Source organism: Alteromonas sp. ASW11-130 (genome assembly GCF_026183735.1).
Taxonomy (GTDB): domain Bacteria; phylum Pseudomonadota; class Gammaproteobacteria; order Enterobacterales; family Alteromonadaceae; genus Alteromonas.
The window spans coordinates 42438-64479 of record NZ_JAPFRE010000035.1 but is presented as its reverse complement, the minus strand read 5'-3'; the positions used below and the strand labels follow the sequence as shown (position 1 = coordinate 64479).

Below are 22042 nucleotides of genomic sequence, written 5' to 3'. Positions count from 1 at the left end.
GTTTCAATGCCCTGTAACATGGTGTCGATGCGTTTTCACTCTTCCTTCAGTGTGGCAAACGCTGCTGGTAAACTTTTTAAAGTTCGTTCGGATCATCCCCGCTAAACCGCCGAAAATTGTCCTATCTAAAATTGGTAATCGCGTGCTGCGTGAGCACGCATTATTGCCATTCCAGCTTCATCGCAGTTGTCGCTGCTGCTCTGCCTTTAACGTAAACATTGACTTCTTATCGGCCTGTTGGCTTTTAAAGTCAATCGTTGATTCTGGCCGATTTTCATTTTGAGCAGCTTCGTTACAAGGGAATTCCCCTTGAGATCCTACTTGCGTCTTAACGAATACGGCTGCGGTATGAGCCGGAACGATAAAGCGTGAGCCAAATGTAGAAGCCTGTTTGACTACCTCATCTACACCATTCGTCAGCACTGGGTGTAAAGACATATCGGTCATGCCTTCCCCTTCGAAGGTAAGCTCATTATCATCCGCATTAAACAAAATGAGTGCCCCATCATAATTTGGGTCCAGATCTGCACCTGCACATATACCGTCGCTTATAGCCATTGCAATTAGGCCGGGAATTTGGTTAGGTCCGGTGTTGCCAAAGCTTACCCGCTGGATAACCTGTGGCGCATCATTTAAACGAAATAAAGGTGAGGAGTAACGCACCCTTAGCTGGTCTTTGAAGGTATTGTGTGCCAGCCCAATATGAGCTGAAGTCACCTCAATATTCCCGTTATCCAAAATATCGGCCATCGTCTCCCAACGCGTCTCGTTATCCTGAGCTGGTGGTAACCCTTTTGCCCAGTTATTGTCCGTAGCGGTGAAATCTATAGCATTAAACCAATCACCCGAATTATAAGAATTTCTATCAAGCGATTTACTGCGCAACAAATCCGTTCCCATTTGATAAAAAGGAACTCCTTGCCCGTAATTGATTAGCGCATTACTTAACATATGCACTCTTACGCGATCCTCGGCGCTCATGCTGCTGGGCAATTTTGCCTGCGTGTTATCCCATAAGGTTTCATTGTCGTGCTTATCGACATAATTAACTGATTCTTGTGGATCAAGCGTATAACCTACTCCAGCATAGCCCATCCCTGTATTTAACGAACCACTGTGATCGACGAATGGAAATGTTTGCAGATTACCCGCTAGCCCAATCCTGATCCGATCGGCCTGATCCGCTAAACTGCCGCCCGTTACGTAGCCATTAGGGAAGAGCTCGTTACCGCTTGTCCAGCCTTGGCTACGACCCGAATCGGTAAAATTACCGCCACGAATGGCGGAACGGATACGGTCATTAAAGGTCGCAATGCCCGTTCCTGCCATATTAAACTGGGTGGCTTGTTCAAAGCGCTGATCATTAGCAACTTCACCAAAATTCCATCCTTCCCCATATAAATATATGTTGCTGCCATCGACGCCATCGTCTGCCAGGGTCAATTGTGATAGTGCCGTTTGCGCCGCCACCATAGCTGATTTAGGGATATGCCCCATCAAATCAAAACGGAAGGAATCTATCTTAAACTCCCGCGCCCATAACACCAGGCTGTCCACCATCAAGCGCTCCATCATTTTATGCTCGGTAGCAGTATTGTCGCAGCAGGTACTGTTTTCAACAGCCCCGGAAATGGGGTTAAGACGATGATAGTATCCCGGAACTACCTTATCCAGCACCGCGTTGTCCCACAAACCCGATGCTGACGTATGGTTATATACCACATCCATCACCATATTCAGGCCTATTTCATCCAATGCTTTAACCATTTCACGGAATTCCAGAATGCGTGTCGCCCCGTTTGGAGAACTCGCGTAGCTACCCTCCGGTGCATTGAAATGAAACGGATCATAACCCCAATTAAAGCTATCCCGGTTTACCATTTCTGTCACAATCGCTTGCACTTCAGCGGTGGCGTTATCACTTTCAGTCAGTTCAGTTAATACTGCATCAATCGGCATATCACCATGCGTACTGCAGCGGGACTGTACCGCGTGTACCTGACTAATCGCACATAAGTCTGCGAACGAATCTGAGACATCTATTTGCTCAGCGGGATCTTCATTTATAGATGAAATATCAAATACAGGTAATAGGTGGAAATGCGTCAACCCTGCCTGTTGCAATGCGCGTAAATGCGCCATGCCATTCGATAGTGGCGCGCCGTCCACGCCGTTTAGTGTGAAAGCCATATACTTACCGCGTAAAGCTTCTGGCACGCTGCTATCGTTCTGGCTAAAATCTCGGATATGTCCTTCATATAACGAGATGTCTTGAAACTCTGGTAAAGATTTGGTGAGGCTTTGCCAGCCATCCGGCATTAAAGCAGGATCATTACTAATATCCAGAATTTGACTAAATCGGCTGTTTTGAGACAAGCTGACTGAATAAGGATCGGTCACTTCATAGGATTCAATATGGTCGCTTAGCGGGTGATAAACGGTCAGCGCAAAGCGGTAATATTGCTTATCCCAGTCTGCGCGGCCCGCAAAGTGATAAGCACCTTGTTCTGAAGACGTAGGTGCGCTTCGACCTACTTCATTTCCCAGCGCATCATAGCGTACCAGTTCGACACTTTGGGCAGTGGGTGCCCACAAGCTAATGGTGGGAACGCCGCTGGAATAATTAACACCTAGCGCACCTTTATAATCGTATAGATCGTCCAGCACTCTGGCTATCTGTACGCGTGTTGCCTGCATTAAATTATTCGCATCATCCATTGCAACCACTACAAGTTGGGTTTTAATTAATGCTTCGGCATTACTCCCATCAAGCGCGAACCCGTTCCACGCGGCAAGATGTGGGCTTTGGTCTTGCAGATTGGCCGGTAAGTTTCGCATAAATTGAAGATTCACATAGCCATCTGCTCCTGTCACTTGACCGTCTTCAACTTTAATAGTGGCATTACTGGCGTGATACAAACGGAACTGAGTTGCTCGGCTATCAGCTAGCTGCCACGCTATTACATCGCGGCTTAACCAGTGGGCGGCACGATTTTGTATTTCAATATCGCGGGTGTTGGGCAATAAACACGACTTGCGCCAAAAGTCACCAAACTCTCCGTAACATCCCCCTACAACATTTAACAAATCTTGCGTTTGGTTCCCCTGTCCGTCATTAAAAATCAGGTTAGGTTGGCCCGCATCAGCATTAAACGTGAAGCTAAACCAGTTGTCCCCCATAGATTGCATAGGAACTCCTGGCCAAGAAGGGCTACCGTCCGTATTCCAGAAATAGATATTAACGTCATCGCCCCAACCTGCGGGTTTATAGAAGTAAACCGTGATTGGTTCTGGTGGTAAGTCGCATCCATCTGTCCACCCGCTATCAAGCGTATAACATCCGTCCCCGTAACGGTAAAGGTCAGCTGTCTGTGGGGCGCCGCCATTATTAAAAATAATGTTGGAGCCTCGTACGCCGTTAGGTAACTGATAGGTATACCACGTGTCGTCGAGCATCGTCATCGCTTCGCCAGGCCAGGATACGTTACCAGCATTAACCGGCTCGGTATTCCAAAAATAGGCATTGGCAGAAGACCAGGATTGTGGCTTTTTAAAGTAAACGTTATAACCTGGAATGCCACAGGTGGCAGACCATGTGTCCGTAGTTAAGTCATAGCAACCATCGCCTTCACGATAAAGATCGGCTGTTTGGTGGCCGTTAGTTCCGTCTGTCTTATCGTTAATAACCATATTGGCGGCGGTCACACCTTCAGGTAACTGAAGCTTATACCAATCATCCCCCATAGCATCCATTTCTTCACCAGGCCAACTGGTGCCTCCATCTGGGTACCAGTAATGGATATTGGGTACGTTCCAGTCAAGCGGACGACGAAAATATACCGTCATGCCAAGCTTTTCATTGGTGTCAACGTCACACATATCTCGCCATTGCTCTTCTTGATAACAGCCGTCTCCTTGTCGATATAAATCAGAAGATTGGTTGCCAGCGCCATCATTGAAAACCAGATTAGCCATTCGAACATCCGCATCAAACTGGAATTCATAAAATCCATTATCCAACAGCGTCATGGGCACGCCGGGCCAAATAGCATCATCTTGGCCGGGTGTGTTGAACCAATAAATATTAACATTGTCACCCCAATGTTGAGGTTTCTCGAAACGTACGGTCAGCCCAGGAAGGATGCAACTATCTGTCCATTGCCCATCGGCATAACAACCGTTATCTTCGCGATACAAGTCGCTGGTTTGAGTGCTGCCATCATTAAATATTAGGTTGGCACGGGAAACGCCTTCTTCGAACTGGAACGAGTACCAGTTACCGGCTATATGCATCATTGCCGTGCCTGGCCAATCTACACCGGGTTGCGGATCAGCGTTCCACCAGTAGATATTGGGCGCATTCCACCCTTCTGGTTTTTTAAAATAAATCTGTAGCCCTGGCTGGCGTCCTTTCTCTACTTGTACCTGAGTACTATTACGCTGTTGACCATAATTATCGACAGTCGCCCTAAACACAAAAGAAGTACCATCAGCGTAATTAGCAGTATTGAAGAACACGCGATAGTCAGCGTTGTAGTCTGTGCCCAGCGAGGTGAATTCACCACCATTCACACTTACTTCGAAATGCACTCGATGCAATGGCGAGGCATCGATGTCGCTGCCAGAAAGTAATGTTGCAACCTCAACTAACCCTGACACCTTATCTCCTTCAACCAAGGAGCTAAAACTGATTTCGGGTACGGTCGATGGAAGCGGTAAAGCGTTGCGTGAAGCGAAAACTTTCGTCGATAGTGGGGCAAGACTGATACGTAACTTACTATCGTCTGGGTAAACATCGTCACTACGACCAAATCGTATGCGTGGAAAGGCTTCATAGTACGTGTCGGCCATTACATCTAATTCAACCTCTTGGGTCGTCGTACTGGTATTAAATAATACAAGCATTTCTTTATGCGATTGCGGATCAATTCGTGACATCGCGAAAATGCCTGGTGTAGCCTGGCTATGGTGAACGATAGGGAATCCGTTACGAAGCCCAGGGAAAGCTCGACGAATAAGACTAAGGTGCCTTATGTGGCGGAAAATAGGGTGTCGAGCGTCAAAATTACGATCAGCGGTAGTAGCATCAGTGCCGATCAGATTGTTATCGTTATACTCAGCTACCTGAGAGGCAAACATATCTTCTCGGGCTTCTGCATCACCTCCATCGCCGGTAAAGCCCTGTTCGTCACCGTAATACATAACCGGCACCCCACGGGTGAAATACAACATGGATTGTGCAAGTTTAGCCCGTGCCAATTTTTCTTCTTCGCTACGGCCAGGGATAGACTCGATAAAGTGGCCAATTCTGCCTACATCGTGGTTACTTACAAAAGTCATCAACTGATTGGCATCACTGTCTGCATCAGTGTAGTGATCATCTTGGGACAACACCCATGCCATGCGATCAGTGCCTTGGCTATCGGCCACCATGTCCTTAATTGCGTAATACATGGCAAAATCAAGCACCGATGGAAACTTCCCTTCTTTAGTGAACTTAGCGGCATTAGCAGGGAAACCATCGAACACTTCACCAAATATGAAAAATTCAGATTTACCTAAACTGGCAGCGTGTTGCTGTACAGCCGGTACCCATTCCTGCCATAACGACATATCCACATGTTTAACGGTATCCACCCGCATTCCGTCTATATCAAACTCAGATATCCACCGTTTGGCAAGCGCTATCATGCCCTCAACGACCACCGGATTTGCAGTATCCAGATCATCCAGACCTAAGAAGTCGCCGTAGACCGAGGATTCCCCGCTGAACGTGCTATCACCTTGATTATTGTAATAAGCTGTATCGTTTAACCACGCTGGTGATTTGATAGATTCTTCACCATTTGGGATGAACGGGCTATATGGATTTTCCAGTGATGCTTCGATCGAACGGTAAGGGCATTGGCTCAACCCCTCTAGTAAATCACCTTCAGCGGTGTGACATTCCTCGTATTTTATAACGTCGGCGGTATGATTAATTACTACATCAAAATAAACCTTCATACGGTACCGATGGGCTCGCTTAATGAACTTTTGAAGCTCTTTATTCGAGCCCCAATGAGGGTCAATCTGCGTATAGTCTACCGCCCAGTAACCATGGTAAGCGGCAGAATTACCTGATACGGGTTTATTTTTAAAGGGTGGACTAATCCAAATGGAAGTCACCCCTAAGCGCTTAATATAGAGTAGTTGTTTGGTCAATCCCGCTAAATCTCCTCCGTGGTAATAGCGACTGTCAGTTGGATCAAATCCATGCTCCTGTTTGCCGCCAGGGATACCGCCGGTATCATTGGCCCTTTTTTTGTTGTCAAAACGATCGGGAATAACAAAGTAGAATACTTCATCTTCTATTTCCGCGTGTGCTGGCGACGTGCCAACACCATATAAAAGAAGTAGCATAAACCACATAATTGAGGGGGAACTGAGCTTGTGCATAATTATCACCAACGCCTTTTGCAATTATTTGTTATTTACAACAAACCGGGAGTCGCCAACCCAAAAACATCTGGTCGAGTACTCTTATATGTTCAGCAATTTACGGCGATGCACCTGTTAACCTAGCAAATATTGCTCGCTAAGCTTAGAAAGAAGACGCAGATTGGCCCGATTGCTTGGTTTACATTCTATTAACCAGAGCTTTACATCCTCAAGTGTTAATTACTTTCATAAAGTTTTACAAATTAGGTGACTTGATAGTCACCAATACATATTAACCTTTATTTTCAATAGCTTAAGTATTCTGAACAGGCTTTTTCCGAAGAATCAGAAGCGCTATGAATACGTTTGCAACGTTTTAAATAGAAGGGGTCGGGAAGCGAATTTTACGCGAATACAAGATACAAATAGGTTTGTTTCCGGTAATAGTCGAGACTGTTCTAAATGCGGTATGGCGTTCCCCGACAAACGAAAATTTAACAAGCTTCACTCTATGGCAGGTTTATTCGAAGCGTTAGGAGCTAATCACCATAATCCCGTTCAACCCTGGCAATGCGGGTCTTGTACGCGGTATACCAACACTTCTTTCCAAGTTGTTGGGCGAGCAAATGTTCCGAGTGCGATTTCCAACGCTTGATTGAAGCCAGATCTGACCAATAAGAAACCGTTACGCCAACCTCTTCTCTCGCCGACTCAATACCTAAAAATCCCGCCTGCTGTTGCGCCAGTTCAAACATTTTGTTCGCCATTTCAACATAGCCTTCCAGATTATCTGATTGAAGGGATGTAAAGATGACCGCGTAGTAAGGGGGCGGTGGAGTATTAACGATGAGTGACATACGCAGGTTCTACCTCTTAATTTAATATTCGAATCTAGCTAAAGTGGATTAGTGTGTTGTCGCTGAAAGCCCTGTACATTATTAGATGCTTGGAACGCATTATACTTATTGACGCTTAGGAGTAACAATAGGGCGCCTAACGCACATGAATTATGACATTGGTTTGTTTTTCCTGGTTATCTTGAATAACCAAAGGTAAGCCGTCTCCAGGAGCCCGTTTCACCAATCTCATTGCTTTGCTAGCGCGCCAGTCAGGCATTTTACATCCAGCAATGGCTAGTATTTTTCGTCCGCTTTAAGGCCTGTTTCTTCTGCCGCAGAGGTAGAAAAGACATCTTTAATTATTACTTCGTCAAGTTCGTGACTGAAAAAAACGCTACGTCGTATCGCAGGAGTAGTTAATGAATAAGTACTGTATGGGCAGGCCGCGAAAAAACGCGCTATCTAACGGTAACAGACAAGCCCACCTTACCCATCATTTACCAAAGACGCCCCCCATCGCTTCACCATTATCTGCGGTAATAAATCTGTCACATGGTCTAACAATATCAGCGGGGCAAAGTCTTTTCGGAACCATGCTTTACCAATCCTATTTCGGGGATCTTCGCTTCACAATGGTTAATAAGTTTTTCGCAGCAAGAAGTGCAAAGGCGCGTAGGTTTCAGCTTTGAGACCGGTACGTAAGTGACTTATTTACACACCACTCTTTCTCTTTTTTATACAGGGGTGATCTAAAGATAATTGTTAAATTTTTTTAATCTTACATTTCAGTAGGATAGAAATATGGCACAAGATATGCTCAATTTTTAACCGGCGCGGAGGTACTCGCGATTAATGAAAGGAAAAGGAACGTAAGACTATGAAAAAAGCAAATCTAATCGCTGCGGCAACAGCCATAGCAGCAAGCACATCTACTTTTGCAGAACCAATGTTAATCACCGACTGGAATTTTAAAAATGAAGCTGGTTTCAGTAGCTGGACCTCAGAAGGCTCTGGAACCAATCCTGTAACAGCATCGGGTAGTAGTTCAGATTTTGGTCCATCAATTTTATCCACAGGCTCACTACCAGACAATTTGTGCTGGGGAGATCCCGTGACGCCTGCTGGACAAAGCTGTCTTCGTATCAATTCGTTTGTAGACCAAAACACCACTCAAACCTGGGATGAAGACGGTAATTTGGTAGACATTAACGGCGGCGCGCCGCAAGGTAGCGCGCAGACCGTCGATAGAGGGATGGACTATAATGCTGCATTTAGACAGGGTGCAGCACTTCGTCATGATAACTACCCTGTTACAGGCGAATTCTTGGATACAGTGACCATTAGAGATGGTATTCATCTGCAGGCGGTTACTCCTGCTGGTGCGGAAGTAATTGCTCCTGAACTGGAGTTCATCGTTGATTTCTGGGAAACACCTAATGTTGGTCTGGATGCTGAAGGCACCTGTCCCTTTGGCCCTCCTTCTGGTACGCCAGATTCCGTGAATGAAAACGGCTGTGCGGACGTCTTTAAAATTATTGGCTTTGCCGATGGTGAGGGCACTGACCTTAACGTAGTCGATTCGGGCCCGGGTTTCGTCGACTTTTCGGTTAAATTTAAAGTGGGCGGCGTTGATGCCTCAATGTGGCACAGGGATTATGAACTTATCACTCGTTTAAGCGGTTTGGACGTAGTCTTCGATGATGGGCAGGTTGGATTCATTACTCGGGAACGCGGCGTAAACGTGCTCAATGCGCAATTCGCTAATCGTGCATTCGTAGTTCGCGCTATCGATGCACCAGAACCATCTACTCTGGCGGTATTTGCTGTAAGCCTACTGGGGCTGGCGGGTTTCTCTCGTAGAAAGTTTAAATAGTTGTCGCTGGTCTTCAAAGCTGTAGCAACGTCGATTTACGTAACGAAAATCCCTGCTATCCTTTAGTGGGGATTGTTTGTGCTGATGAGAACCAATTTATTCTTCAACTATCCTAACGGGCGCCCCCCATTAAATTAAACGGCAGCACTTCTACGCTTGAACTTAAAGGCCCCAGTTCGTTAGATGATGCTATCAAGATTCAGCCTGCACTTTCGTAAACCGATTAGCTACGATAAATTGAAAAAATACCTACTCCGATAGGCTGTCACTTGTCACTTGTCACTTGTCACTTGTCACTTCGTGGCCCTACGCGTATGATGCCTGCTCAATTATGCTAGGCATACAAGCGTCGCAATGGTAAGCAAAAGTTAACGATAAAGCTCAACTTTTGAAAGGTATTTACGGCAAAACCGCTTTAAATTCAGCGCGTCGAGCATTCGTGCTAAACGCATAGCTGTGATTAAGTCAAGAACACTTCAACTTCTTGGCATTGCGTTTTACGAAAGTTACTGCATCGAGGCATTGCTCAACTAGTATGAGATTGCTTCGCATCGGTGGTGAGATGTGGCCTTAGCGTTAAACTAATAAAGCGTCCTTATCCACTTCTCCTCTGTAATAAACTCCCAGTGCCAGCTCTTCCATTTTTTATCTAAACCCATTGCCACGATATCATCCACACTTTTACCTTCCGCTTTATGTTTTTCGACGAAGGCTTTTGTGTTTTCTATCATAGAGAGAAAATTTTCATAATCCGACTTACTTGCCTGGGGTCCGTGACCTGGGATAATCTTGGTTGATTCATCTATTTTCTCAAGCAGCGTTTTGACAGAATCGATGTAACCCGCTACGGAGCCGCCCGATTTCAGATCAATATACGGAAAGAGGCCGTTAAAAAATAAATCACCTGTATGTAATATGTTGGGCTCTTTTATCCAAACCACACTGTCACCATCGGTATGCCCTTTTGGAAAGTGTATTATTTTTAACGTTTCATCATTAAAGTAAATGTTGATGCCGTCCTGATAGGTCACTTTAGGTAATGCGGCATCGACAACATTATCATCTGAAAGCAGCCTTACCCTGACATTTTCATGCGCCATAATCGTACTGCCTTTATGAGTATGAAACCAACTATTACTGCCGGTATGATCCCCATGATAATGTGTATTGATGATAAATTTCGGGGAATCACTACCTAATTTTGAAAGTGACTGGGCAATTTTCTCCGCCAGTGGTTCATATTGGTCATCAATAATCAATATGCCATCTTCGCCGGCAGAAACACCAATATTGCCACCTTGGCCCGACAACATGTGCATGGCCCCCCCCATCGGCGTAACCGTAATTTCTACATCAGTAAATCTGTCTGTGGCGTCTGCACTTAGTGATACCAGCATGGTTAAGACTGGGGCAAGTGTCCTTGGGCGTAGGCTCATGATTATCCTTATATTTATATAGGAAACTGTTACTGTAGTATAAAGTTTAGCCTACATCCAATAGGAATGTTATTCACTTAGGAAAGCGAAGCGGGGGACCGACTCATTATTTACCGAAATAGTCTCGCAAAACATTTCCAATGGGCGAACCCAAAGTGCCTGCTCCCCATAACATGGCCGGTAAACCACTACTCGCTCCTTTGTCTCTGAATGCGTTGCCACACCGATAACGCGGTATTCATTCCCTTTGTAATGCTTGTATAAACCTGGTCGCACTTTTCTTAATTTAGATGTCATTCTCCCGCCTCCAATGGCAAGCGTAGCTGTTCGAATGGAGCGACTTCCGCAAGGCTGATATGTATACCCACCAATCTAATGCCCCTGCCCTTAGCTCGCTGATGAACTTCAGTCAGTAACGTTTTAAAGAAAGCTAATGATAACTGAGCATGTTTATGCTCAACGGTCGTTAGTTGAAAGTCGTTGAATTTTAATTTCACCCCTAACGATTTAATTCTGATCGTCTGACCAGAGCGCGCTTCGTAACCTTGTACACGTTCCTTAATTTTCTCAAATAGATTGGGTAGCATTGCTTCACACTCTTCAAGCGTGTGAATATCTTCACCAAACGTTCGTTCTACCCCGATGGACTTGCGCTCCCTGCTTGTATTGATTGTACGATCATCCACCCCATGGGCACGGTTGTACAATACCGTACCAAACTTGCCCAACTCTTTTTGCAAACGTTCAAAAGGATAATGGCGAACATCTTCGCACGTATGTAATCCCAATCTACTCAATTTCTGCACCGTCACCTTACCCACACCAGGAATTTTCCCTAAGGGTAACTGACGAACGAACTTGTCGAGCTTATCGGGTGTAATTACACATAGCCCGTCGGGTTTATTCTCATCGCTGGCGATTTTAGCCACAAACTTACATGATGCTACCCCTGCCGAGGCAGTTAAATTCAATTCTTCTTTTATTCGGCGCCGAATGTCCTGCGCAATACGGGTGGCACTTCCTGAAAATAGCTTTACATGCGTGACATCGAGATAGGCCTCATCGAGCGATAGTGGTTCAATTAAATCAGTGTAATCGGCGAAAATTTTTCGTAACTTTTGGGATTCACGTACATAAACCTCCATTCTTCCTTTTACTAGCGTAAGGTCCGGGCACAATCGTAGAGCATAAGCTGTAGCCATTGCTGAACGTACACCAAATTTGCGCGCAGGATAGTTACAAGTTGAAATAACTCCCCGCCCCTTGGCACTACCACCAATGGCGATTGGAATATTTTTGAGCGCGGGATTATCACGCATTTCAACTGCTGCATAAAAGCAGTCCATATCAACGTGAATTATTTTCCGCACAAGAGACAAGATTCAACTGTACACATAGACAGTATTATAAGATGCTTCTAGATAAAAAATCACTTTTTATTACGTGATTCATGCGTCTTATTTGAAAAGATATAGCAGCTACTCGCAACAGTATGCGCAAGTAGCGACTGTATTATAAGATTTGGTTTTGCTTCCATTCATCCAGCTTTTTCTGGCGCGCTTGCTCTTTTTCCATACGAGCAATTTTACGATCGCACGGTTCTGGGCAATCACAGGCTTTTTCAATGCCCAATGCGCCTAGGCCGCCGCAACTACCCGAAATGCTTTTTCGCTGCACCAAAAAACCCACTGCCATTGCCAGTACCATGGCTAGAAAAAATACGAATGCCAATATAAATGTCGACATGACAACCTCTCTAATCGTGCATTTTTACAATGCGGTTAAATTCTTCAGATGCATACTCTTCAAACTCACCGTTGTTTTTACGAATTAAATAAACGGCAAGTTTATGGGTTTCTGCTAACTCTTTCGCCCCATCCCATCCGATAACGTTAAAAGCTGTCGCCAGTCCATCAGCCGTCATAGAAGATTTATCGACCACAGTGACAGAAACTAAATTATGCTGAATGGGTTTGCCACTGCGCGGATCGATTAAATGGGAATAACGAACCCCATCTTGCTCATAAAAGTTTCGATAATCGCCTGCAGTTGCAATAGCATGTTGCCCAATTGAAACAATACGTTGAACACTTCGCTCATCGGAAACCGGTTTTTCAATTGCAATGAGCCATTCATCACCATTCCCCCGATGACCGGAAACACGCATTTCACCGCCAATTTCGACCAGATAGTTCTCAAGATTGCTTTCTTCGAGTATCGCTACAATTTCATCCACACCATAACCTTTAGCGATAGTGGATAAATCAACGTACACCATTGGGTGCAACTTTGTTAGTTTAGTATCTATCAGACGAATTTTATCTAGACCTACATACTCTCTAACAGCAGCGATAGTTTCTTCGTCAGGGGCACGCTCAGGGCGCTTATTAGGGCCAAATCCCCATAAGTTAACTAAAGGACCCACGGTTATATCTAATACACCTTTACTGAGTTCGCCTAACCTGAGCGCCTCATCGATTACCAATGCCGTTTCTTTCGACAGCGGAAAAGGTTTGGTAAATCTATTTTGATTAAAGCGAGATAACTCCGATGTTGGGTCATAAGTAGACATTAACTTGTTTATTTCGGCTAGCCTAGCGTCAATTTTGGCTTGCAACCCGGCAACGTCACTTTGTTCTTCAACAACGAATTTAACATTATACGAAGTTCCCATCGTTTTACCTTGCAGATGAACCACTGGTGAGGTTGCATCGCTACATCCGCTAAGTAAAACACTGGCAACCAGCCATATTAAGACTGCAAATATATGCTTAAACACGACTACTCTCTCTGGAATTTAAAAAGGGGGCGTTAAGCCCCCTTTTTGTTACATCACATCTTGCTTAACCACCGAAATCATCAAGCATAATGTTCTCGTCTTCGACCCCAAGATCTTTAAGCATGTTAATAACAGCTGCGTTCATCATAGGCGGTCCACACATATAAAACTCGCAGTCTTCTGGCGCGGGGTGATCTTTTAGATAATTTTCTAATAATACCTGGTGAATAAACCCTGTATAACCATCCCAATTATCTTCCGGCTGAGGATCAGATAAGGCCACATGCCATTCAAAATTATCATTTTCTTCTGCCAGCATATCAAAATCTTCTACGTAGAACATTTCGCGTAAAGAACGGGCACCATACCAAAAGCTGATTTTACGATCCGTTTTGATTCGACGGAGTTGGTCAAAGATATGTGAGCGCATTGGAGCCATCCCGGCACCACCACCCACAAACACCATTTCTGCTTCGGTATCTTTTGCAAAGAATTCACCAAACGGACCAGAAATTGTCGCTTTGTCGCCAGCTTTAAGGCTCCAAATGTACGATGACATTTTACCAGCCGGTAGAGAAAGATTATTTGGCGGCGGCGTAGCAATACGCACATTCAGCATAATAATCCCTTCTTCTTCCGGGTAGTTGGCCATCGAGTAAGCACGGATAGTTTCTTCGTCTACTTTTGATTCAATATCAAAGAAACCGAAACGCTCCCAATCACCACGGAATTTCTCTGGCACTTCAAAGTCTTTGTACTTCACATGATGAGGTGGAGCTTCAATTTGAATATAACCACCAGCGCGGAAAGGTACACTTTCACCGTTAGGAATCTTAAGCTTAAGCTCCTTAATGAACGTAGCTTTGTTATCGTTAGAGATAACTTCACAATCCCACTTTTTAATACCAAACACTTCTTCCGGAAGTTCGATGTCCATATCCTGCTTTACGGCTACCTGGCAAGATAAACGACAACCTTCGCGGGCTTCACGTTTGGTTATATGATCTAGTTCCGTAGGTAATATTTCCCCACCACCTGATTTAACATCCACACGACATTGGCCACACGAGCCACCTCCACCGCAGGCTGAGGAAACGAATATACCCGCCTCAGCAAGGGCACCCAGCAATTTTCCACCAGGTTCGGTGTGAATTGCTTTTTCCGGATCGTTATTAATCGTAATTTTTACGTCACCACTTGGCACAAGTTTCGACTTGGCGAACATGATGATAAACACAAGCGCAAGTACAATGGCAATGAACATGCCCACGCCTAGATAGATTTCTACCTGATTCATTTAGTTGCTCCCACGCTTAATTAAAGCTGAATACCAGTAAACGACTGGAAGCCAAGGGCCATCAGCCCCGCGATCATAAATACTGAACCTAGCCCACGGATACCGTCAGGCATATCAGCATATTTTAGCTTCTCACGTACCGCAGCAAGCAGAACAATTGCAATTGCCCAGCCAAAGCCACTTCCAATACCGTACACAATACTCTCAGTGAAGCTGTATTCACGCTGAACCGCGAATGCAACACCACCGAAAATAGCACAGTTAACTGTAATTAATGGTAAGAAGATACCTAGTGCGTTGTACAACGCTGGAAAGAACTTATCTAAACTCATTTCCAAAATTTGTACCAGCGCAGCAATAACCCCTATAAACGTAAGGAAATTAAGAAAGCTTAAGTCAGCGTCTGGGAAACCAGCCCAAGCCAGTGCTCCAGGCGCCAGGATGTTTACATAAATTACCTGGTTCACCGGTACTGAGATACCTAGCACCACGATTACGGCGACGCCCAGCCCCATTGCCGTTTTAACTTTCTTGGAAACGGCTAGAAACGTACACATCCCTAAAAATAGCGATAACGCCATATTTTCTACGAAAACAGAGCGAACAAATAAAGATAAATAATATTCCATGACTTATTCCTTAGGCTCTACTTGCTCAGGGCGAATAGTACGAATAAACCAGATCATTCCAGCAATCAAGAAGAACGAGCTAAACGGTAAGATTAATAAACCGTTACCCTGGTACCAGCCACCATTTTGAACCAATGGCAAAATTTCAAAGCCAAGAATGGTACCAAAACCAAACAACTCTTTAATTGTGCCAATAACAATTAAGATAAAGGAGTACCCTAAACCGTTACCAATGCCATCTAAAAAGCTCATCAGCGGTGGGCTTTTCATCGCATAGGCTTCTGCACGACCCATTACAATGCAATTGGTGATGATAAGACCTACGAACACCGAAAGCTGTTTTGAAATCTCATAGGAGTAAGCTTTTAGGATTTGGTCTACCACAATTACCAGCGAGGCAATAATTGTCATCTGGATAATGATTCGCACACTAGAAGGAATCTGATGTCGAATAAGTGAAATAAATAAATTAGAAAAAGCCACAACGCTGGTTAATGCCAACGACATAACAAGTGCAGTTTCTAATTTAGTCGTAATTGCCAACGCAGAGCAGATACCCAGTACCTGAAGTGCGATTGGGTTATTGTCAAGAATCGGCCCAAAGAGAGCCTTTTTCATTTCTTTAGCGTCTGCCATGAAAAGCTCCCCTTATGAACGCCATGCTTGTTTTTTCAAAAACGGGCCGAAGCCGTTCTCACCTACCCAGTAACGAATGGTATTTTCCACACCGTTACTGGTCAAAGTCGCACCAGAAAGACCATCTACAGCGTAGGGGTCATCGGGGTTTGCGCTTTTCTTCACGCGAATAGCAACGTCGCCATCTTCGTAAAGCTTTTTCCCTTCCCACTTAGCTTGCCAGGATGGGTTTTGCACTTCACCACCTAATCCAGGTGTTTCTTTTTGCTGGTAATATACCAATTCTGCGATTGTTTCGCCGTCTGCATCCACAGCAAGAAAACCATACATCAAGTCCCACAACCCACTACCGTGGACCGGGAGAATGATACGATTAACGTCATTGCCGTCCTTAACTAGCCAAACTGAAGCAACATTCGCGCGGCGCTGGAAACCAACATTGCTGCCTTCAACTTTAGTACTCCAGTTGGCCTGCTTCGCAGCCTTGTACATGTCATAGTCAGGTGTAGGTGCTTGAGTAAACTCGCCAGTCTCCAGATCGACATAACGTTGCTCAACGTTTTCGCTGTACGTTGATTCAATCTGGCTACCGCTCATGCCCATTTCATACAAGCCAGCAGCGGCCAGGATATTTGATTTTTTATCCAACGCAGCATTGGTTTCCTGAATTGAGCGTAAGCCCACAGCCGCACCCGATACCACAATTGAACACACTAAACATACGGCAACTACGATGCCGACTGTTTTTCCTAAAGATTCTTTCTTAGCCGACACGTGCTAACCTCCGCTTGATATTGCTTTGCGCGACGAAATAGTCAAACAACGGCGCCCATAAGTTTGCGAATAGAATGGCTAACATAACCCCTTCAGGGAAAGCAGGGTTAAGTACACGGATTAATACCGTCATTACACCAATAAATATACCGAATGCCCACTTACCTTTGTTAGTGAACGCGGCAGATACTGGGTCCGTAGCCATAAAGAACATCGCGAATGCCAAACCGCCAATAACGAAATGCCAATGCGCTGGCATAGCGAACATTGGATTGGTGTCGCTACCAATAAGGTTTAGTAAAGTAGCAAAACCTGCTACCCCTATCGCCACGCCAGCGACGATACGCCAGCTCGCTATCCGCATATACAGAATGAATAAGCCACCTAAAATGATCGCTAAGGTTGATACTTCACCTGCTGAACCCTGTATAAAGCCGTAAAAGCTATCCCACCACATACTCATGTTGGTGTAATCAAAGTTTCCAGCAGCAGCCTGACTCAGGGCAGTTGCGCCAGAAAAACCGTCTGCAGCAACCCATACCTGATCTCCTGAGATCTGCACAGGGTAAGCAAAGTAAAGGAAAGCTCGGCCAGCTAAAGCCGGATTAAGGAAGTTACGTCCCGTACCACCAAACACTTCTTTAGCGATTACCACACCAAAGGTGATACCTAGGGCAACCTGCCATAATGGAATAGTTGCAGGAAGCGTTAATGCGAACAAAACTGAAGTAACAAAGAAACCTTCATTGACTTCGTGTTTTCTGATTGAAGCAAACAATACTTCCCAGAAACCACCCACAATAAACGTTACTGCATAGATGGGAAGCCAGAAACAGGCGCCATATAGGAACAGGCCCAAACCACCCGCATTAGTTAAATCCCCTCCCAAGGAGGTGAATAGTGCTGCTTGCCATGTATCAGGCAGCGTTCCAGCTCCAGCGACAAGCGCTTCCTGAGCTTGGAAACCAATATTGTACATACCAAAGAACATGGCTGGGAATGTCGCCATCCACACCATAATCATGATACGTTTTAAGTCGATACTGTCACGAACGTGCGTTCCCGCCTTGTTCACTTTACCCGGTGTATAGAAAATTGTTGCGGCAGCTTCATATAGTGCATACCACTTTTCGTATTTCCCGCCCGGCTCGAAATCAGGTTCGATCTTTTCTAAATACGCTTTCAAACCCATTATTTAACCCTCTTTCTCGATCTTGGCTAGACAGTTACGCAGAATAGGGCCGTAATTATATTTGCCTGGACAAACGTAAGTACAAAGTGCCAAATCTTCTTCGTCTAACTCTAAACAACCCATTTGTTGTGCGCTGTCGGTATCACCTGATATCAGGTCACGTAGTAACAATGTAGGTAGGATGTCTAATGGCATAATACGTTCGTAGTTACCGATCGGCACCATGGAACGCTCTGAACCGTTGGTAGATGTGGTCATATCGTACGTTTTATTGCTCAAATGGCCCAGATAAGCATTCGTTACTGAATGCATGTCAGAACCAGGAGCTAACCAACCAAACAGTTTCTTTTCACGACCTTCTTTAAGTAGTGAGATTTGCAAATGGAAACGGCCAAGAAACCCATGGACTCCTTGCGCAGTAGTACCATGAAGAACAGAGCCAGAAACGGCTCGTACATCACCGTCAACGACTTCATTTGCAGTTAGTTCAGCAATGTCTGCACCTAATACGGTACGAACCAATCGTGGTTTTACGGCTGCTGGTCCACCCAATGCCACTACCCGACGGTTATCCAATTCGCCTGTTTTCAATAACGAGCCTATGGCCATTACGTCTTGATAGTTTATATGCCAGACAACCTTCTTAGCGCCTGCCGATTCCAAGAAGTGGATATGGGTGCCAACCAGGCCAGCTGGGTGAGGACCTCCAAACTCTTCTACGTCGACAGCTGCATCACCAATTGCTACATTTGCACCCGCCGCTTTCGTGACGAATACTTTACCGCCACTAAGCACCGTCATCGCTTTTAGGCCATGAACAAAGTCCTGTTCACGTTCTGCGATAATAGGGGCAGGATCGGCTGCTAATGGATTTGTATCCATCGCATTGACAAATATAGCCACAGGTATTGAACCAAGTGCAGGCGCTTTACTAAATGGCCGCGTGCGTAACGCTGTCCACATACCTGAATCAACCAGCGTTTGCTGAAGTTGTTCTCTAGACGCATTCGCGATATTGGCTTCAGAAACAGTGGGAAATTCCACTTTTCCATCACCTTGCACTTTAATGACAACTGACTGAAGTACACGCTTGGCTCCACGGTTGACTTCAACCACTTCACCAGCTGCAGGCGCGGTAAATTTAACACCAGGATTCTTTTTATCTTCAAAAAGAATCTGGCCTTTTTGTACCTGATCGCCTACCTGAACGTGCATCGTTGGGCGCATGCCCACATATTCTTCTCCCAGAATGGCAACGCGCGTAACAGCTACTCCTTCGGAGATTTGCTGCTCAGGCGCTCCCTTAATAGGGAGGTCGAGACCTTTCTTGATTTTTATCATATGTTTTCGCACTACTCTAAATTAAAAATACCCTTTCGCATGACCGCTAAACAGCGAACGCTTATGCAAAAAAGCACTATCGACATAAAAACATAGCCTACTAAAGCCAAACTGGCTACACAGTACTACCCCAGAACAAATATCTCCCGGTGATACTGGATCACTGCTTACTGATGTTATGGAGCTTATGCTTGTCAGCGACATCGTCCGTAAAGATTGCGTAGCTAAGCATGAGAAAAGCTATATCTAAAAAGGAGTAAACTAAAGTACCCCTACTTAATTTCGGGATTTTAGCATCAACCGGCTACTTTGTGCCATGCAAATAATGGATAAACAGCCATTTTTTTAATCGGATGCTGTTAATTTTGTTTTCCGCAAAGTGAGAAAAAGTAGATTATGGCGCTCCAAATAATAACAAAGCCTGCATTGTCGCAGGCTTTAAAAATGCAAAAGTAACAAGTAACAAGTAAAAACCCAGTTACCACTTTACCATCGGGTCGACATCTTGCTCATAGTCCACTGTTTCGATATCGAAACCAAATAACTTTAAGAACTCGTGATTGTATCCCTTATAATCACTAAGCTGATGGAAGTTATCCTGCGTAGTCTGATCCCACAAAGCCTTAATTTTCGCTTGAGTGGCATCATTGGTTTCTATCCCATCCATCCGATAACGATTTTGCTCATCCAATGTGGGATTTTCTCCATATAAGCAAGTATTAAATAACCCGTGAATTTGCTCTATGCAACCTTCGTGGGTGCCCTCTTCCTTCATCACTTTGTAAATGAGTGAAATATATAAAGGCATCACTGGGATAGCAGAACTCGCTTGTGTGACTAACGCTTTTAATGAGGAAACGTGCGCATCTACCGATAGATTATCATGAGAACCATTAATTGCTGCAGCGGCACGGTCTAAATCTTCTTTCGCTTTTCCAATTGTGGCTTGACCGTATATAGGCCAGGTCAATTCTTTACCGATATATGTGTATGCTGTAGTTTTGGCACCTTTGGCCAAAACATCTGCTTCGGCGAGCTTATTAATCCAACGTTCCCAGTCTTCGCCGCCCATCACCTTAATGGTATCTGCAATCTCTTCGTCACTCGCTGGTTCAAGACTGACTTCATGTACTTTGTCTTTATCGGTATCATACGTTTTGGTTGTATACGCCTGTCCGACTGGTTTAAGCGTTGACTTATAGGTGATCCCAGAATCCGGGTCAGTTCGGCGCGGAGAAGCCAAGCTATAAATAACTAAGTCAACTTTACCCAAATCAGCTTTGATTTTTTCGATTACCTGGGTTTTCATTTCATCTGAAAACGCATCACCGTTTAACGTGTCGGCATACAGACCAGCGTTCCTGGCTTCGTCATGGAACGCGGCGGTGTTATACCATCCTGCGGTACCCGTTTTTCTTTCAGACGGCGCTTTTTCAAAACACACACCAAGCGTCTTAGCGTCGTAACCAAATGCGGCAGTAATACGCGATGCCAGTCCATACCCTGTAGAACAGCCTATGACCAGCACATTTTTAGGACCTTCGCCTTCCGGTTTATTCTCCTGAACGAAGTTAATTTGCTCATTTACCGCCGCGGCACAACCCACAGGGTGGGCATTCGTACAAATAAAGCCTCTTACTTTCGGCTTAATTACCATAATGTTTTTCCTTTGATGAGATGCCGTTATTGTATGCATGCAGTTGATGATAACAACTCGGAGCAGCTAACTATTGCCGTAAATTGAAGTATGCTTGCTCAGAAAGGGCGTTATATTTCTCAATTTTCTTGTAAAAATCTTCATACGATTTATACACTTTTTTAAACGTTGCATCTTGCGCGGACTTTTCTACAATAACGTCCATCGTGGCTGCTTTTAGCGCTTGAAGCACGTCTTCTGGTAATTGTCTCACCTTGACTCCGTGCTCGTTAGTTAATTTACGCATCGCTTGTACATTACGTGCGGCATATTCGCTTAAAATTTCCTGGTTAACTGCTTTGGTCGCTACTTCAATAATTTTTTGGAGATGGGCAGGAAGAGCTTCTAAGGCTTCTTTATTCACTAAAAACTCGAGATTTGATCCTGGCTCGTGCCAAGGCGTCGTATAGTAGTACTTAGCAGCCCTAAATAAGCCAAAGGCTAGATCGTTGTATGGCCCGACCCATTCTGACGCGTCTATTGCACCAGTTTGTAATGCAACGAATATTTCGCCACCGGTCAAGGACACGGGTACGCCTCCAACCTTTTTGAACACTTCGCCCCCTAAGCCTGGAATTCGCATTTTAAGACCAGAAAAATCATCCAAGCTGGTAATTTCTCGCTTAAACCAACCCGCCATTTGCGCGCCCGTATTCCCGCCTGCGTAGGGAACAACCCCGAAAGGAGCGTAAAGTTCGCGCCAAAGTTCCAAGCCTCCGCCGTGGGCAAGCCAAGCATTCATTTCAGCGGCATTCATACCAAATGGAATAGCTGAAAAAATTGGCGCTGCAGGCATTTTTCCTTTCCAATAATAGGCCCCTGAATGCCCCATTTGCGCGGTGCCTTGGGAGACCGCATCAAATACTTCAAAACCAGGAACTAACTCTCCGGCTCCATATACTTTTATTTTCAACTGTCCACCGGACATTTCATTTACGTATTTCGCAAACAGTTCTGGCGCATGACCTAATCCAGGGAAGTTCTTAGGCCAGGATGTTACTAATTTCCATTCGTAATTTCTTACTTCAACCAATTCTTCTGAAGTGGGCACCGATGTCTCTTCAGAACACGCCTGCAAGACTAAGAGCGCGAGTAAGCCAAAAATTATTTTTATTTTATGCATATTGTTT

17 protein-coding genes are annotated in these 22042 nt (G+C 44.9%); 1 reads left to right on the top strand and 16 read right to left on the bottom strand.

Annotated elements, in window-relative coordinates; genetic code table 11:
• Nucleotides 1-177: 177 nt before the first annotated feature.
• The 3 genes from pulA to OPS28_RS12620 all read right to left on the bottom strand — a co-directional run bounded on the left by pulA (nucleotide 178) and on the right by OPS28_RS12620 (nucleotide 7536).
• Nucleotides 178-6438, bottom strand: a complete 6261-nt coding sequence (pulA, locus tag OPS28_RS12630) for a pullulanase-type alpha-1,6-glucosidase (RefSeq protein WP_265609827.1) — start codon at nucleotides 6436-6438, stop codon at nucleotides 178-180.
• A 521-nt stretch (nucleotides 6439-6959) separates the two neighbouring features.
• Nucleotides 6960-7277 (bottom strand): antibiotic biosynthesis monooxygenase family protein, encoded by a 318-nt coding sequence (locus OPS28_RS12625; RefSeq protein ID WP_265609826.1) that lies wholly within the window; start codon nucleotides 7275-7277, stop codon nucleotides 6960-6962.
• Between the two features lie 136 nt (nucleotides 7278-7413).
• Nucleotides 7414-7536 (bottom strand): hypothetical protein, encoded by a 123-nt coding sequence (locus OPS28_RS12620; RefSeq protein ID WP_265609825.1) that lies wholly within the window; start codon nucleotides 7534-7536, stop codon nucleotides 7414-7416.
• 600 nt (nucleotides 7537-8136) lie between these two features.
• Here OPS28_RS12620 and OPS28_RS12615 point away from each other — a divergent pair.
• Nucleotides 8137-9132: a THxN family PEP-CTERM protein gene (locus OPS28_RS12615; RefSeq protein ID WP_265609824.1), complete on the top strand. Its 996-nt coding sequence runs from the start codon at nucleotides 8137-8139 to the stop codon at nucleotides 9130-9132.
• 581 nt (nucleotides 9133-9713) lie between these two features.
• Here OPS28_RS12615 and OPS28_RS12610 read toward each other — a convergent pair.
• From OPS28_RS12610 to OPS28_RS12550, 13 genes are all read right to left on the bottom strand, one after another.
• A complete protein-coding gene (locus OPS28_RS12610) occupies nucleotides 9714-10568 on the bottom strand; it encodes an MBL fold metallo-hydrolase (RefSeq protein WP_265609823.1) in 855 nt (284 codons plus the stop codon).
• Nucleotides 10569-10637: 69 nt separating this feature from the next.
• A complete protein-coding gene (locus tag OPS28_RS12605; protein WP_265609822.1) occupies nucleotides 10638-10865 on the bottom strand; it encodes a DUF1653 domain-containing protein in 228 nt (75 codons plus the stop codon).
• Nucleotides 10862-11938 (bottom strand): DNA polymerase IV, encoded by a 1077-nt coding sequence (gene dinB, locus OPS28_RS12600; protein WP_265609821.1) that lies wholly within the window; start codon nucleotides 11936-11938, stop codon nucleotides 10862-10864. The genes OPS28_RS12605 and dinB overlap by 4 nt, the downstream gene beginning before the upstream one ends.
• A gap of 142 nt (nucleotides 11939-12080) precedes the next feature.
• Nucleotides 12081-12314, bottom strand: a complete 234-nt coding sequence (nqrM, locus tag OPS28_RS12595) for a (Na+)-NQR maturation NqrM (RefSeq protein ID WP_265609820.1) — start codon at nucleotides 12312-12314, stop codon at nucleotides 12081-12083.
• Between the two features lie 10 nt (nucleotides 12315-12324).
• Nucleotides 12325-13347 carry an FAD:protein FMN transferase gene (locus OPS28_RS12590; protein WP_265609819.1) on the bottom strand — a complete coding sequence of 341 codons (1023 nt, stop codon included), beginning with the start codon at nucleotides 13345-13347 and terminating at the stop codon, nucleotides 12325-12327.
• A gap of 64 nt (nucleotides 13348-13411) precedes the next feature.
• Nucleotides 13412-14644, bottom strand: coding sequence for an NADH:ubiquinone reductase (Na(+)-transporting) subunit F (gene nqrF, locus OPS28_RS12585; RefSeq protein ID WP_265609818.1), 1233 nt, complete (start codon nucleotides 14642-14644; stop codon nucleotides 13412-13414).
• 20 nt (nucleotides 14645-14664) lie between these two features.
• The gene (nqrE, locus tag OPS28_RS12580; protein ID WP_265609817.1) at nucleotides 14665-15273 is read right to left on the bottom strand and encodes an NADH:ubiquinone reductase (Na(+)-transporting) subunit E; all 609 of its coding nucleotides are present in this window, start codon (nucleotides 15271-15273) and stop codon (nucleotides 14665-14667) included.
• A 3-nt stretch (nucleotides 15274-15276) separates the two neighbouring features.
• Nucleotides 15277-15909, bottom strand: coding sequence for an NADH:ubiquinone reductase (Na(+)-transporting) subunit D (locus tag OPS28_RS12575; RefSeq protein WP_265609816.1), 633 nt, complete (start codon nucleotides 15907-15909; stop codon nucleotides 15277-15279).
• 12 nt (nucleotides 15910-15921) lie between these two features.
• Nucleotides 15922-16683 (bottom strand): Na(+)-translocating NADH-quinone reductase subunit C, encoded by a 762-nt coding sequence (locus OPS28_RS12570; protein WP_265609815.1) that lies wholly within the window; start codon nucleotides 16681-16683, stop codon nucleotides 15922-15924.
• A complete protein-coding gene (locus OPS28_RS12565) occupies nucleotides 16673-17875 on the bottom strand; it encodes an NADH:ubiquinone reductase (Na(+)-transporting) subunit B (RefSeq protein ID WP_265609814.1) in 1203 nt (400 codons plus the stop codon). The genes OPS28_RS12570 and OPS28_RS12565 overlap by 11 nt, the downstream gene beginning before the upstream one ends.
• Before the next feature lie 3 nt (nucleotides 17876-17878).
• Nucleotides 17879-19216, bottom strand: a complete 1338-nt coding sequence (locus tag OPS28_RS12560; protein ID WP_265609813.1) for a Na(+)-translocating NADH-quinone reductase subunit A — start codon at nucleotides 19214-19216, stop codon at nucleotides 17879-17881.
• Nucleotides 19217-19694: 478 nt separating this feature from the next.
• Nucleotides 19695-20873, bottom strand: a complete 1179-nt coding sequence (fabV, locus tag OPS28_RS12555) for an enoyl-ACP reductase FabV (protein WP_265609812.1) — start codon at nucleotides 20871-20873, stop codon at nucleotides 19695-19697.
• A gap of 70 nt (nucleotides 20874-20943) precedes the next feature.
• Nucleotides 20944-22035: a TRAP transporter substrate-binding protein gene (locus OPS28_RS12550; protein ID WP_265609811.1), complete on the bottom strand. Its 1092-nt coding sequence runs from the start codon at nucleotides 22033-22035 to the stop codon at nucleotides 20944-20946.
• Between the last annotated feature and the right edge of the window lie 7 nt (nucleotides 22036-22042).

What these genes read in the sequence shown, in the direction of transcription:
- pulA (WP_265609827.1), bottom strand. Translation starts at nt 6,438, where the DNA reads ATGCACAAGCTCAGTTCCCCCTCAATTATGTGGTTTATGCTACTTCTT.
- OPS28_RS12625 (WP_265609826.1), bottom strand. Translation starts at nt 7,277, where the DNA reads ATGTCACTCATCGTTAATACTCCACCGCCCCCTTACTACGCGGTCATC.
- OPS28_RS12620 (WP_265609825.1), bottom strand. Translation starts at nt 7,536, where the DNA reads ATGCCTGACTGGCGCGCTAGCAAAGCAATGAGATTGGTGAAACGGGCT.
- OPS28_RS12615 (WP_265609824.1), top strand. Translation starts at nt 8,137, where the DNA reads ATGAAAAAAGCAAATCTAATCGCTGCGGCAACAGCCATAGCAGCAAGC.
- OPS28_RS12610 (WP_265609823.1), bottom strand. Translation starts at nt 10,568, where the DNA reads ATGAGCCTACGCCCAAGGACACTTGCCCCAGTCTTAACCATGCTGGTA.
- OPS28_RS12605 (WP_265609822.1), bottom strand. Translation starts at nt 10,865, where the DNA reads ATGACATCTAAATTAAGAAAAGTGCGACCAGGTTTATACAAGCATTAC.
- nqrM (WP_265609820.1), bottom strand. Translation starts at nt 12,314, where the DNA reads ATGTCGACATTTATATTGGCATTCGTATTTTTTCTAGCCATGGTACTG.
- nqrF (WP_265609818.1), bottom strand. Translation starts at nt 14,644, where the DNA reads ATGAATCAGGTAGAAATCTATCTAGGCGTGGGCATGTTCATTGCCATT.
- nqrE (WP_265609817.1), bottom strand. Translation starts at nt 15,273, where the DNA reads ATGGAATATTATTTATCTTTATTTGTTCGCTCTGTTTTCGTAGAAAAT.
- OPS28_RS12575 (WP_265609816.1), bottom strand. Translation starts at nt 15,909, where the DNA reads ATGGCAGACGCTAAAGAAATGAAAAAGGCTCTCTTTGGGCCGATTCTT.
- OPS28_RS12565 (WP_265609814.1), bottom strand. Translation starts at nt 17,875, where the DNA reads ATGGGTTTGAAAGCGTATTTAGAAAAGATCGAACCTGATTTCGAGCCG.
- OPS28_RS12560 (WP_265609813.1), bottom strand. Translation starts at nt 19,216, where the DNA reads ATGATAAAAATCAAGAAAGGTCTCGACCTCCCTATTAAGGGAGCGCCT.
- fabV (WP_265609812.1), bottom strand. Translation starts at nt 20,873, where the DNA reads ATGGTAATTAAGCCGAAAGTAAGAGGCTTTATTTGTACGAATGCCCAC.
- OPS28_RS12550 (WP_265609811.1), bottom strand. Translation starts at nt 22,035, where the DNA reads ATGCATAAAATAAAAATAATTTTTGGCTTACTCGCGCTCTTAGTCTTG.